The organism is Longimicrobium sp. (genome assembly GCF_035474595.1).
In the GTDB taxonomy this organism is placed as follows: Bacteria; Gemmatimonadota; Gemmatimonadetes; order Longimicrobiales; family Longimicrobiaceae; genus Longimicrobium.
Window position 1 is genome coordinate 1 of the sequence record NZ_DATIND010000112.1, and the last position, 12,130, is coordinate 12,130.

General features: G+C 70.8%; 12 protein-coding genes. 7 read left to right on the forward strand and 5 right to left on the reverse strand.

The window, feature by feature from the left end:
* Window positions 1–86: 86 nt before the first annotated feature.
* Together VLK66_RS20390 and VLK66_RS20395 are read right to left on the reverse strand one after the other, a co-directional pair.
* Entirely contained in the window at window positions 87–698 is a 612-nt protein-coding gene (locus VLK66_RS20390) for an outer membrane protein (protein ID WP_325311318.1), read from the reverse strand.
* A 228-nt stretch (window positions 699–926) separates the two neighbouring features.
* Window positions 927–1,541, reverse strand: coding sequence for an outer membrane protein (locus tag VLK66_RS20395; RefSeq protein WP_325311319.1), 615 nt, complete (start codon window positions 1,539–1,541; stop codon window positions 927–929).
* Between the two features lie 260 nt (window positions 1,542–1,801).
* Between VLK66_RS20395 and VLK66_RS20400 the strand changes: the two genes are divergently transcribed.
* The 3 genes from VLK66_RS20400 (at window position 1,802) to VLK66_RS20410 (ending at window position 4,204) form a co-directional block, all read left to right on the forward strand.
* Complete coding sequence (locus VLK66_RS20400; protein ID WP_325311320.1) at window positions 1,802–3,400, forward strand: ArnT family glycosyltransferase; 1,599 nt, start codon at window positions 1,802–1,804, stop codon at window positions 3,398–3,400.
* A gap of 248 nt (window positions 3,401–3,648) precedes the next feature.
* Window positions 3,649–3,846 (forward strand): hypothetical protein, encoded by a 198-nt coding sequence (locus VLK66_RS20405; RefSeq protein ID WP_325311321.1) that lies wholly within the window; start codon window positions 3,649–3,651, stop codon window positions 3,844–3,846.
* Window positions 3,847–4,039: 193 nt separating this feature from the next.
* Window positions 4,040–4,204, forward strand: a complete 165-nt coding sequence (locus tag VLK66_RS20410) for a hypothetical protein (RefSeq protein WP_325311322.1) — start codon at window positions 4,040–4,042, stop codon at window positions 4,202–4,204.
* Between the two features lie 431 nt (window positions 4,205–4,635).
* Here the strand turns inward: VLK66_RS20410 and VLK66_RS20415 are convergent, their stop codons facing one another.
* Window positions 4,636–6,207, reverse strand: a complete 1,572-nt coding sequence (locus tag VLK66_RS20415; RefSeq protein WP_325311323.1) for a S8 family serine peptidase — start codon at window positions 6,205–6,207, stop codon at window positions 4,636–4,638.
* Between the two features lie 422 nt (window positions 6,208–6,629).
* Between VLK66_RS20415 and VLK66_RS20420 the strand changes: the two genes are divergently transcribed.
* From VLK66_RS20420 to VLK66_RS20430, 3 genes are read left to right on the forward strand one after another with little or no spacing between them, the layout of a single operon-like run.
* Window positions 6,630–6,989: an AtuA-related protein gene (locus tag VLK66_RS20420; RefSeq protein ID WP_325311324.1), complete on the forward strand. Its 360-nt coding sequence runs from the start codon at window positions 6,630–6,632 to the stop codon at window positions 6,987–6,989.
* The gene (locus VLK66_RS20425; protein WP_325311325.1) at window positions 6,986–7,771 is read left to right on the forward strand and encodes an enoyl-CoA hydratase/isomerase family protein; all 786 of its coding nucleotides are present in this window, start codon (window positions 6,986–6,988) and stop codon (window positions 7,769–7,771) included. The genes VLK66_RS20420 and VLK66_RS20425 overlap by 4 nt, the downstream gene beginning before the upstream one ends.
* The gene (locus VLK66_RS20430; RefSeq protein ID WP_325311326.1) at window positions 7,771–8,079 is read left to right on the forward strand and encodes a hypothetical protein; all 309 of its coding nucleotides are present in this window, start codon (window positions 7,771–7,773) and stop codon (window positions 8,077–8,079) included. Before VLK66_RS20425 ends, VLK66_RS20430 begins: the two co-directional genes overlap by 1 nt.
* Before the next feature lie 122 nt (window positions 8,080–8,201).
* On the opposite strand, the gene VLK66_RS20435 is transcribed toward VLK66_RS20430, so the two are convergent.
* Window positions 8,202–8,456 carry a hypothetical protein gene (locus VLK66_RS20435; protein ID WP_325311327.1) on the reverse strand — a complete coding sequence of 85 codons (255 nt, stop codon included), beginning with the start codon at window positions 8,454–8,456 and terminating at the stop codon, window positions 8,202–8,204.
* Between the two features lie 101 nt (window positions 8,457–8,557).
* On the reverse strand, window positions 8,558–10,270 hold the full coding sequence (locus tag VLK66_RS20440) for a M28 family peptidase (RefSeq protein ID WP_325311328.1): 1,713 nt from the start codon (window positions 10,268–10,270) through the stop codon (window positions 8,558–8,560).
* Window positions 10,271–10,601: 331 nt separating this feature from the next.
* Between VLK66_RS20440 and ispG the strand changes: the two genes are divergently transcribed.
* Window positions 10,602–11,852 (forward strand): flavodoxin-dependent (E)-4-hydroxy-3-methylbut-2-enyl-diphosphate synthase, encoded by a 1,251-nt coding sequence (ispG, locus tag VLK66_RS20445; protein WP_325311329.1) that lies wholly within the window; start codon window positions 10,602–10,604, stop codon window positions 11,850–11,852.
* The last annotated feature ends 278 nt before the right edge of the window (window positions 11,853–12,130 follow it).

A 12,130-nucleotide genomic window follows, 5' to 3' on the forward strand; every position in this document is an offset into this window, starting at 1 on the left:
CCCGCACTTCCGCACTGAAGAAAGCCGGGCCGCCTCCCCCTCGTCGGGAAGGCGGCCCGGCCTGCTTCACGCCGAAGCCCGATGACTTACGGGCGGAGCGAGATGCCGATCTCGAGCGCGAAGTAGTTCACGTCGGCGCTGCCGGGGTTCTCGGTGTCGTCCTCGTCGCTGAAGTCCGCCTTGTGCTGGCGGTAGTACACGCCCGGGTTGATGGAGACGCGCGGCGCGACCGCGAACGACAGCCCCGCGCCCGCCTCGAACCCGATCCCCCAGTCCGAGTTGATGGTGAGCGACGTGCTGCCGTCGCTGGCGTTGATGCCGGTCTTGGCCACCACGATGCCGCCCTCCACCCACGGCGAGATGCCGGTCATTCCCACCAGCGGCACGTTGGCGCGCACGCCGCCGCGGAAGGCGTTGTCGTCCACGCCCACGTCCACGCCCTCGTTGTCCTCGCCGTCGGTGGCGAACGAGAAGTGGTCGAAGCCGACGTACGCGGCCACGATGGGGGTGAAGTCGTAGCGGACGCTGCCGCCGATGTTCCAGCCCGTGGAGATGCCGTCGTTGAAGTCGCCCGTGGGGATGCCCGCGCCGCCGCGGACCTCGAGCGTGATCGGGAGCGGGCTCTGCGCGTGCGCGGCCGTCGCCAGCGCGGCGCTCAGCACCAGCGCCGGAGCGAGAATCGTCCGGAGTTTCACCATTGTTCGTCTGCCTGTGGGTTGGGTGGGAGATGCAGAGGCGGGATCTTTCGCCAATTGCCGGGGCGGGATGGGATCGCCGCCCGGCAGCCGTGATTTTGGCGCCCATCCGGTTTTTCCGCAACCCGTGCGACAAAGTGTTGTATCAGATGGATTCTGAAGGTGCGCGAGTGCTCCAGCCCGCGAATCACCCTCGAATTTCCGCACTCCCGCGCACCTCCGCACTTCGGTTCAGAGACGGAAGTTCACGCCGATGTCCACCGCGAAGTAGCTGGTCGTCACCGAGCCGGGTCCGTCGAGGCCGTTGTCGGTGAACCGCGCGCGGTGCTGGCGGTAGCGCACGCCCGGGGTGAGCGCGAGCATGGAGTTGATGGGGAACGACAGCCCGGCGCCGCCCTCGAAGCCGACCATCCAGTCCGAGTCGAAGCTGGCCGACGCGCCGCCACTGCTCGCCCGCAGCTTCGTGTGGTTGACGATCACCCCGGCCTCCAGCCACGGCGACGCCCCGCCTACGCGCGTCACCGCGAAGTTGGAGCGCAGCCCTGCGCGGAACCCGTCGTCGTCGATGTTCACGTCGGCCTCGGGGTCGTCGTCCACGCTCTCGTCGGTGTTGAACGCGAAGTGGTCGTAGCCCCCGTAGAGCTCCACGCCCGGCTTCAGCGCGCCGCGGGCGGTGATGCCCACGGCCCAGCCCGGTGCCGCGCCGTCGCCGAAGTCGCCGACGGGAATTCCCGCGCCCACGCGCGCCTCGAACGACACGGGAAGGGCCGCCTGCGCGCGGGCGGCGGTGGTGGTGCCCGCGCACAGCGCGAGAGCCGGAGCCAGCAATCTCCGGAGCCTGGTCATGGTTTCTGCCTTGTGGGACGGGTGGGGAATGCGCGTGAGGAAATGACTTCGAACGACTTCGGCGGATATGGAGCCAGGCGTTTGGCCGGCGGGCGGGAAGTTGCCGCTCATCAGGCATGATTGCAACGCACGAGACAAAATGCGGGGGATCGGGGAGATTCGATCGTCATTGCGCCGTCCGTTCTCGATCCGGAAACTTCATCTCCCCGCGCGGCGTACCTCTGCTCGTCCTCTTCGATCCTCATCTTCCGAGAGCGCGCATGTCCGAAACGCAGGTCGCGTCATCTCCCGCCCCGGCGACGAAAGACAGGGGCGCCGCGGTTCCCGACCGCCCGCCGGTGGCGTGGGGCGTCATCGGCGCGCTGGCGGCGCTGAAGCTGGCGCTGCACCTGGCGATCAACGTCTTCACCCCATACGGCATCCACCGCGACGAGCTGCTGTACCTGGCCATGGGCCGCCACCTGCGGCTCTGGCGGATGGACTTCCCGCCGCTCATCGCCCTGCTGGCCGAGGGGGAGCGCGCCGCGTTCGGCGACTCGCTCCTCTCCATCCGCCTGGCATCCGCGCTGGCCGGGACGCTGATCGTCATCCTGGCCGCGCTGATCGCGCGCGAGCTGGGCGGCGGGCGGTTCGCGCAGGGCGCGGCGGCGCTGGGGGTGCTCACCGGCGTGCTCTTCCAGCGCAGCGCCAACCTCTTCCAGCCCGTGGTGCTCGACCAGCTCTGGTGGACGCTGGCGGTCTACGCGCTCGTCCGCCTCTGCCGCTCGAAGAACCCGCGCTGGTGGCTGGCGCTGGGGCTGGCGTGCGGAATGGGGCTGCTGACCAAGTTCAGCATCCTCTTCTTCGGCGTGGCGCTCTTCGGGGCGCTGCTGCTGACGAAGCACCGCTGGTGGCTGTTCACCGCGTGGCCGTGGGCGGCGCTCGTGATCGCGCTGGCCGTCGGCAGCCCCGGCGTGGTGGGGCAGGTGCGGCTGGGCTTTCCGGTGATGGGGTCGATGGCGGACCTGCGCCATTCGCAGCTGGCGCACGTGGACTACGCCGGCTTCTTCGCCGGCCAGCTGCTGATGATCGGCCCCGCGATGCTGCTGGCGATCGCGGGCGCGGTCTCGCTGCTGGTGGGCCGCGCGCGGGCGTTCCGGGTCGCCGGATGGGCGTGCGTGCTGGCGGTGGCGCTTCTGGCCGTGCTGCACGGGAAGCCGTACTACGCGGGCCCCGTCTACCCGGCGCTGATCGGCGCGGGCGCGGCGGCGCTGGGCGGGCTCCGGCTGCGCTTCGCCGCGCCGGCGCTGCGCTGGGGTGTGGTGGCGGCGATGGTGGTCGGCGGCCTGTACATCCTCCCGCTCGGCATCCCCATCCTTCCGCCGCCCACCATGGCGGCGTACTCGCGCGCGGCGCGGCTGGAGGAGGCGAACCGCAACAACCGCGGGGAGATGGAGCGCCTGCCGCAGGACTACGCCGACATGCTGGAGTGGGAAGACCAGGTGCGCCAGATCGCCCGCGTCTACCGTTCTTTGCCGCCGGAGAAGCGCGCGAAGGCCGTCATCTTCCCCGGCAACTACGGCGAGGCGGCGGCGGTGGACTTCTACGGCCCGCGCTACGGCCTGCCGCCCGCGGTCAGCGACGCGGGCACGTACTGGTTCTTCGGCCCGGGCCGCCTGCCGGGCGAGGTGCTGATCACCATCGGCAAGCCGGCCGGGGACCTGCGCCCGTATTTCCGCACCGTCACCAGCCATGGCTGGATCGACAACCCGTGGTGGGTCCGCGAGGAGCGCCACAACACCATTTACGTGGCCGAGGGTCCGCTGCCGTCGCTCGGCTCGCTCCAGGCGATCTGGCCGAAGCTTTCCGGACGGCAGTAGGGGAGGACGGGCGCCGCGCCTCCTCCCCATCGCTGGATCTCACGCGGAGCCGCGGAGACGCGGAGGTGGCTCGACATGCGTCTCCGCGCCTCCGCGTCTCCGCGTGAGATCAACCCGGCCTGGAGACGCGAAAAAGGTGGACGGACGGCGGATTGAAGCGATTTATCTTCGTGATTAGAATGGGTCGTCCTGCGCGGCCAGCGATCCGAACCCCGGGCCGCGCGTCCTGCTGCAAAGGAGTGGTGACGATGCGCAAGCTGAAGCTGGACCTGGACGCGCTCGACGTGACGTCGTTCGACGTGCGGGCCGCGGGCGGGAAGGCGGGCACGGTGGAAGGATACGCCACGACGTACACCAAGTACCCGTGCCGCTCCATCGACTCCGGATGCATCAGCGACCCGGGAACGTGCCCGAACACGTATTACTGCTACACCTCCATCTGCTGACGCGAAGCTCGCACGGAGGGAGGGATTGCGGAGGATGCCCGATCGTCCGCAGTCCCTCCGTTTTCTCCCGCAGTCCATTCCGGTCCGGCATACCCTTCTCCCCCGCCATCCGTTTGGCTACCGCTCGAACGCTCGTTCGGTTACGTTGGATGCGGGAGGCGGCGTGTCGTACCGCCTCCGGGAGGGAAGAGCGATGCACCACCACGTCGAGTTCCGCTGGGTCGCGCTCACGGCGCTCGCGGCGCTGGTCCTCGGCATCTTCCTCACGATGGGCTACGGGCTGATCGGCCTGGTGTTCCTGTTCCTGGCCGGCTCGCTCATCGGGGGGGCCATGATGTCGTACCTGCGCACGGCCTGAGCTCCGCCCCCGCCGCCTGGCCGGCGGCCCCGAGGTGAAGCCCGGACGACCGGCCCGCCGCCTCCCGCGCGGCGGGCCGGCACGGAGGGATCGCTGCGTCCACGCGCCGGCAGAGATGCCGGCGCGTCTTCGTTCCGCGGCGATGCCGGTGGGACAGGTCGAGCAGGTGCTGTCGCAGGTCACGTATCCAGGCACGAACAGCGCCGAACGAGATCACGGGTTCGTTCATCTTCGCGTCTCCAGCCCCGGCTGATCTCACGCGGAGCCGCGGAGACGCGGAGGTGGCTCGACATGCGCCTCCGCGTCTCCGCGCCTCCGCGTGAGACCCAAACCCGGCCTGGAGACGCGAAGAAGCAGAGAGCAGAGAGACGATCCTCTGTTTCTCTGCTTCTCCGCGTGGACCCTGTATTTTCGCGGTTCCGGTACCCGGCTCACGGCCCTCGGGGTGCCTTGGCAGCGTTGACCAGGCCGGCCACGCCGAGGCCGATCGCCACCGCGCCCAGGACGAAGATCACGGGGTCGCCGATGTAGCCCGGAGCCCCCCGGCCGCACTTGATGCAGAGGACGCCGCCCGGGGTGATGAGCAGCCCGCCGACCAGGATGAGCCAGGCCCACGCGAACACGTAGCCCCACCACCAGGGGCTGCGCTTCCCCTTCGTGATCAGGGCCCGCAGGTCGGGCATCACCCCGACGCGGTCGGCGGCCGGGTTCGCGCTGGCCGTGTTCAGGGCGGGGTTGCTCAGCAGGGTGCGCAGGTCGGCGGGCGAGTACCGGCCGGCGCCGCGCGCCACGCTCCACGACTGCATGAGCAGCGCGGCGCCGGTGATGATGGGCGAGGCGCCGGAGGTCCCCCCGAACGAGGTGGTGTACGTGTTCGTGGCGGTCCCCGTCCACCCGTCGCCCGTGGTGTCGATGTTCTGGCCCCAGGCGAAGCAGTCGATCCGGCTGCCGAAGTTCGAGAACCCCAGGCGCGTGTGCGGCGCGGCCGAGCTCGCGGCCCCCACCATGATGGCCCCCGAGTCGCGGAAGTCCGGGCTGCCACGGTTCAGGATCCGCTTGCCGCCCGAGGTCTGGAACGCGTCGAGGTCCACCGATCCGTTTCCGCCCGCCTCGACCACCACGACCCCCTGCGAGGTTGCGTACTGGATGGCGTCGAACACGGCCTGCTCCACCTCCACGGGAACGTAGCCGGCGGCGGTCGGATAGCTCGTCTGCGCCTCCAGCAGCAGGACGTCGCCCGCGGCCATCACGCCCACGGCGCTCAGGATGGCCTCGGCGGTGTTGTACGAGCCGCCCGGCCGCCACTGCGAGACCACGCGGGCCGTCACCGCGGGGGCGATCCCCACCCCGCCGATGGTGTTGTCGACCGCGGCGACCTCGCCCAGCACCGCCGTCCCGTGGCCGTGGTAGTCGGTGCTCACCCCCGAGATGATGGAGATCCCCGCCGCGGCGAGATCTTCGTGGTTGAGCGTCCACCCCCGCTCCAGGTCCACGAACCCGATGGCGCTGCCGTCGGTCTGGAGCCACGCCCAGCGGGCGTCGATTCCCGCCGGCGCGGGGTCCAGGTACCCCTGGCTGGCGTTGCGCGGGTCGTCCGACGCGTTGACCGGCGGCGGCACCGGGCCCGCCTCCACGTAGGCGGTCTCCACGTCGGGCCACGCGGCCACCGTCTCGGCCACGCGCTGCGGCTCCGCCCCGGCCGGTGTCTCGATGGCGTAGTACGAGGCGAAGCCCGTCGCCGCCTTTCCCGTGCCCGGCGCGCGCTGGTCCAGGTCCCGCACCGCCGCCTCCGGCAGCGACGAGAAATAGGGGACGAGGGCGACGCCGGGATACGCGGCCGCCAGCGCGCTCCACTCCCGTCCGTCCTGCTGCTCCGCGAGCGTGTCCGCCGCGGCGGCCGAGTAGGGAAGCGAGACGCCGGGACGGAACTTCACCACGACGCGCCGCCGGTAGTCCGCGGGAAGCGGCTCCGCGGGCGGGGAACGATCCGAGATCATGGCCATGAGGTCCTCTGGGGAAGGGGGGAGCGGGGGGAGGAGGAACGGGGAGAGGCCGGCGGGATGGCTCTCGCGGAGGTGGGAGGTGCCGGCGCCGGAGCCGGCTCCCGCGCTTCCCCGGGGCATCAACCGCACCGAAATGGCGGCGCGGCCGGTGCGCTCCGCCAAGTGCGGACGGGATGCGGAGTTGGAGAGTGCGAAGGGCGGCCGGCCGCGGACGGGCGCGGCCGGTTGGGACAGCGGCGGGGCAGCGCGGAGCGGAACGCGCGTCCCAGGTCCGCCGGGAACCGCGTGGCCCCACGCGGCGCAGGAGCCGGCCGGCCGGCATCCTTCCCGCCACGCGGGCGGGTGCCCGGCCGCCTCTTGCGGTTCGCCGCGCCGCGCAGATATTCCGCCCGCCGGCACGCATCCCCCGACCCGCGAAGCACATGGCCCGCATCCAGCTGCTGCACCTGGCCCACGCCCGCTCGGGCGACAAGGGCGACACCGCCAACGTGGGCGTCATCGCCCTGCGCCCCGAGTTCTACCCGGTCCTGGTCGAGCAGCTCACCCCCGAGCGGGTGAAGCGGCACTTCGAGGGGATCGCCCTGGGCGGCGTGGAGCGCTACGAGCTGCCCAACCTGGAGGCGCTCAACTTCCTGCTGCACAACGCGCTGGGCGGCGGCGGCACGGTATCGCTGAAGACCGACGCGCAGGGGAAGGTGCTTTCCACCGCCATGCTGCGGATGGAGATCGACGTCCCCGACGAGATCGCTTCGCTGGCACTGGGCGCCGGGGCGGGGTCGTGACGGAGGATTCGGCGCCGCTGCTCGTCCGCCGCGAGGGTGGCATCGCGCGGCTGGTGATGAACCGGCCCGAGAAGCGGAACGCGCTGAACGCCGGGCTTATCGCCGCGCTGAAGGCGGCGCTGCGCGAGGCGGACGCGGATGCCGGGGTGCGCGTGGTCGCCATCGAGGGGGCGGGGAAGGACTTCTGCTCTGGCGCCGACCTGTCCGCGCTGCGCACCATCGCCGAGGGCGGGGCGATGGAGAACCTGGAGGACGTGCAGGAGCTGGCCGAGCTCTTCCTCCTCCCGCGCACCATGCGCAAGCCCGTGGTCGCGCTGGTCCGCGGGCGCGCGCTGGCCGGCGGGTGCGGGCTGGCCACGGCGTGCGACCTGGTGCTCGCGGCCGAGTCGGCGGAGCTGGGCTATCCCGAGGTGCGCATCGGCTTCGTTCCCGCCATGGTGATGGCCATCCTGCGGCGCAACGTGAGCGAGAAGCGCGCGTTCGAGCTGATCGTCCGCGGGCACCCCGTCACCGCGGCCGAGGCGGAGCAGATGGGGCTCATCAACCACGTCTTCTTCGACGACGCGTTCGACGCCGAGGCGGCGGCGGTGCTCCAGGACCTGGCCGCGCGCAGCCCGTCGGCCGTGCAGCTCAGCAAGCGCCTGCTCTACCACTCCGACGCCATGGGCTTCGAGGCGGCGATCCGCGCCGGCGCCGATGTGAACGTGGTGGCGCGGATGACGGACGACATGAAGGCGGGGGTGGCGCGCTTCTTGGCGCGCGACGGCGGGGCGAAGGGCTGATGGCGTTCATCGACCAGCGGCGCCGCGGCCCCGGCCGCTTCCTGCAGTGGAAGCTGCGCCTGCTGGCCGTCGGCTCGGTCCTCCTGCTGGTGGGGATGGCGCGCAGCCTGGACCTGCTCGTCATCCTCGCCGTCGTCATCCTCGGCGCCGCCTTCCTCCTCCGCTTCTTCGAAAAGGAAGATCCGCAAACCGATGCGGATGAAGGGGATGGAGATGATGATCCCGACGCGGGCTCAGCCGCCGGGCCCCGGCCTCCCCGCCGCCGCGACAGGGAGGCGGAGGGAGACGAAGCGCACCCGATCGATTGATCGCCGGCGATGACGACGAAGCCGCCGCGGAGCGAGATGCTCCGCGGCGGCTTCCATCTTCGTGCGATCGATCCTTCGTCCTGCCGTCTTCCGTGAGTGCGCGGCTTCGTCGCGGCCCCGTGCTACTGGTCGGTGACGGTGACGCTCTGGACGATCTTTCCGTTGCGGACGATGGCGTAGCCGGTGAGCTTCCCCAGCTTCTTCCAGGTGTTGGACGGGTTGGCGAAGGCCCAGAGCTCGTCGCCCTCGCCGGCCTGCGCCTTCAGCTTCTCCCACTCGCGCCGGATGCGGAGCGCGGGCATGGCCGGCAGGTCGCGGTGCTGCGACGTCGGCCGGTTCTCCACCCGCTGCGTAAGCCACTCGTTGGGAATCTTCATCGCTCGCTCCGAGATGGTGCAAAGTGCGTGAGTGCGTGAGTGCGGAAGTGCGTTGGGACCGCGCAGATACAACGCACTTCCGCACTTCCGCACTCACGCACTTACTGCCGGCAGGGCGCGTTCGGGTCCTGCCTCGGGCCGTCGACCACCAGGCGCTCCGGGCGGTTGGCCACCGCCAGCGCGATGTCGCGGACGAAGGCGCCCACGCGGGCCATGTGGTCGTAGTCGATGTACTGCGGCTCGTCGGTCGGCTGGTGGTAGTCGACGTGGTAGCCCAGCGAGAAGTAGGTGATGGGGATGCCGTAGCGCGCGTACATGAAGTGGTCGCTGCGGCAGTAGCGGTTCAGCGGGTGCCCGTGCGCGTCGAACGAGTAGTCGATCTGCATGGGGTTGGGCCGCCCCGCGTTCAGCGAGTCGATCAACGCGCCCAGCTGCGTGGACAGGCGCCGCGAGCCGATCATCTGGATGCTCCACGGCCCGCCGTGCGCCACGTCCTCGGCCCGGCCGCGCCCCACCATGTCCATGTTCAGGTCGGTGACGATGGAGTCGCGCGGCACCGTGGGGTGGTCGGTGAACCACTGCGAGCCGTACAGCCCCTTCTCCTCGCCGGTGTGCGACATGAACAGGATCGACCGGCGCGGCCGCTCGCCCGCGGCCAGGCTCTGCGCGATCTCGATGAGCGTCACCGTGCCGCTGCCGTCGTCGTCGGCGCCGTTCATGATGCTGTCCAGCCGCACCGCGCCGCCGTGCGCCCGCCGCAGCGAGTCGCGCAGCGCCGCGATGCGCGCCTGCTGCTGCGGCGTGGGCGTGCCCACGGGGTCGTTGGCGCCCTGCGGCCGCATCACCCGGTTGTAGGCGCGCACCGAGTCGTGGTCCAGCGCCATGGCCAGGATCCCCTCGTGGTCGTTGTGCGCGCTGATGACCACGTACTGCCCGCGCAGCGCCGGGTCGCTTCCGCGCAGGATGCCGATCACGTTGCGCGCGGGCGCCTCCGTCGGCATGTCGCCGAACCGCCAGGCGGCGCTCACCGTCTTCCCCGCGTCGCCCGGCTTCGCGGCGGCCAGGGGCGCGCCCAGCATGCGCTCGGCCGCCGCGCGCGAGACGATCATCCCCGGCCCGCTGACCGCCGACGGGTCGGGCGCCTGGTTCTCCTCCTGGATCTCGGTCGAGGGCTCCAGCAGCGCCTCCACCGTCCCCGCCGGCGTCGCGTCCAGCGAAGCGATGGCGATCGCGGCGGCGTCGGGGTAGCGGGGGACGCCCTGCACGCGCCACCAGCGGAAGTTCTCCTGCCCGTTCTGCATGGGCGGCAGCAGGATCACCACCTTGCCGCGCGCCTGCTCGGCGGTGATCGTCTGCCCGCCGATGCGCCCGCCGAACACCACCGGCGCGTTGGCCGCCCGCGCGTTGGGCGAGAAGGCGTACGGCCCCAGGTAGAAGAGGGGGACGAAGTGCTGGCCCACGTTCAGCGGCGTTCCCGCGGCGCTGAGCGACGCGCCGGGCATCATCCCGCGGTCGATGAGCGGCACGGTCTGGAAGAAGCCTCCGTTCTCGCCGCCGGACTCCAGGCCGATGGCGCGGAACTGCGCGGCCACGTAGTTGGTGCCCTTCACGTTGCCGATGGTGCCCGCCTCGCGGCCCATCATGCTGTCGTCGGCCAGCACGTACAGCCGGCTCATCAGGTCGCCGGGGGTGATGCCGGCCACGGTGGCGCCGGGGGCGTGCGTGCGCGGCAGCTCGCCGGTCTGCGCCCGCGCGGCGGAGGCGAGGAGGAGGATGGGGAGCGCCGCGGCGGCGGCGGTGCGGGTTCGGATCAACGGACCGCTCCAGCGTTCGATGATGGGGATACGGGTGCGTGCGACGGAAGATGATTCGCCGCCCGTTCCCATGCAATCGGGCGGAGCGATGAGGTACCATCGGCGTGCTCCGGATGTTTCCCCTCTCACGCGGAGACGCGGAGACGCGGAGGTGCAGGGTCCGCCACCTCCGCGTCTCTCTCGCCTGCCGTGCGGAGATGGGAGACGCGGAGAGGGTTCGGCGAGCTCTCCGCGTCTCCGCGTCTCCGCGTGAGACCCGCCGTTTGCCCTCTTCTCCGCGCGGGCGTTAGATTTACGACGAGTGCGATCCATCTATCGAAACCGCAAAGCGATGCAGCCGATCCAGCGCAGGCCGACCGTCACCACCTGGGTGGGCGACGTTCCCGTGGGGAGCGCGCACCCGGTGGTGGTGCAGTCGATGACCAACACCGACACCGCCGACGTGGAGGGCACCGTCCGCCAGGTGGCCGCGCTCTGGCGCGCCGGCAGCCAGATCGTGCGCGTGACCGTGAACAACGACGAGGCGGCGCGCGCGGTGCCGTACATCGTGGAGTTCCTGGCGCAGCGCGGCGTGCACGTGCCCATCGTGGGCGACTTCCACTACAACGGCCACCTGCTGCTGGCCAGGTACCCGGACTGCGCGGCGGCGCTCGCCAAGTACCGCATCAACCCGGGGAACGTGGGGGCGAAGCGCCACGACGAGAACTTCGCCGCCATCATCGAGAAGGCGCTGGAGTTCGGGAAGCCGGTGCGCATCGGGGTGAACTGGGGGTCGCTGGACCAGGCGCTGCTCACGGAGATGATGGACGCGAACGCCCGCCTCCCCGACTGGGAGCGGCGCGACGCCAAGACAGTGATGATGGGGGCGATGGTGGAAAGCGCCATGCGCTCGGCCGCACTGGCCGAGCGCATCGGGCTCCCGCACGACCGCATCATCCTGTCCGCCAAGGTCAGCGGCGTGCAGGACCTGGTGGCCGTGTACGGGATGCTGGCGCCGCTCTCCGACTATCCCCTTCACCTCGGCCTGACCGAGGCGGGGATGGGGACCAAGGGGATCGTGGCCTCCACGGCGGGGCTCTCCATCCTGCTGCAGCAGGGGATCGGCGACACCATCCGCGTCTCGCTCACCCCGAAGCCCGGCGGCGACCGCACCGAGGAGGTGCACGTGGCGCAGCAGATCCTGCAGTCGCTGGAGATCCGCTCGTTCACGCCGCAGGTCACCAGCTGCCCCGGCTGCGGGCGGACCACGTCGACGTACTTCCAGAAGCTGGCCGAAGACATCCAGGGCTACCTGCGCGACCAGATGCCCCTCTGGCGCGAGACGCACCCCGGGGTGGAGGAGATGAAGGTGGCGGTGATGGGGTGCGTGGTGAACGGCCCGGGCGAGTCGAAGCACGCCAACCTGGGCATCTCGCTCCCCGGCACCTTCGAGGAGCCCAAGGCGCCGGTGTACGTGGACGGCGAGCACGTGGTCACGCTGAAGGGCGACCACATCGCCGAGGAGTTCAAGCGCATCCTGGACGACTACGTGGAGTCGCACTACCCCGCGCGTCCCGGCGTGCGGGAGCCCGTCGGGGTCTGATCCCGGATTCGGGATCGATCGGTGCGATCCGGAAGCGCACGTGCGACCTCGCCCATGGATCCTGCGGCCTCCAACCGTTCGTGCGCGGGCAACGACGGTGTGGCCGGCCTGAGTGGAAAGTTCCGGGCGCAGCCGGTCACCGGCGACTGAAGTCGCAGCGTAATCGTTCAGTCGGTGCAACAAAGTTGTGGACTTTGTCCACGAGAGCCACTACATCTTGTGGCTCATGAGCCTCATCGAGCAGTTGGAAGCGAGTGGCGAGGTCCTTTCGCCTGCGG

What these genes read in the sequence shown, in the direction of transcription:
- VLK66_RS20390 (WP_325311318.1), bottom strand. Translation starts at nt 698, where the DNA reads ATGGTGAAACTCCGGACGATTCTCGCTCCGGCGCTGGTGCTGAGCGCC.
- VLK66_RS20395 (WP_325311319.1), bottom strand. Translation starts at nt 1,541, where the DNA reads ATGACCAGGCTCCGGAGATTGCTGGCTCCGGCTCTCGCGCTGTGCGCG.
- VLK66_RS20400 (WP_325311320.1), top strand. Translation starts at nt 1,802, where the DNA reads ATGTCCGAAACGCAGGTCGCGTCATCTCCCGCCCCGGCGACGAAAGAC.
- VLK66_RS20405 (WP_325311321.1), top strand. Translation starts at nt 3,649, where the DNA reads ATGCGCAAGCTGAAGCTGGACCTGGACGCGCTCGACGTGACGTCGTTC.
- VLK66_RS20410 (WP_325311322.1), top strand. Translation starts at nt 4,040, where the DNA reads ATGCACCACCACGTCGAGTTCCGCTGGGTCGCGCTCACGGCGCTCGCG.
- VLK66_RS20415 (WP_325311323.1), bottom strand. Translation starts at nt 6,207, where the DNA reads ATGGCCATGATCTCGGATCGTTCCCCGCCCGCGGAGCCGCTTCCCGCG.
- VLK66_RS20420 (WP_325311324.1), top strand. Translation starts at nt 6,630, where the DNA reads ATGGCCCGCATCCAGCTGCTGCACCTGGCCCACGCCCGCTCGGGCGAC.
- VLK66_RS20430 (WP_325311326.1), top strand. Translation starts at nt 7,771, where the DNA reads ATGGCGTTCATCGACCAGCGGCGCCGCGGCCCCGGCCGCTTCCTGCAG.
- VLK66_RS20435 (WP_325311327.1), bottom strand. Translation starts at nt 8,456, where the DNA reads ATGAAGATTCCCAACGAGTGGCTTACGCAGCGGGTGGAGAACCGGCCG.
- ispG (WP_325311329.1), top strand. Translation starts at nt 10,602, where the DNA reads ATGCAGCCGATCCAGCGCAGGCCGACCGTCACCACCTGGGTGGGCGAC.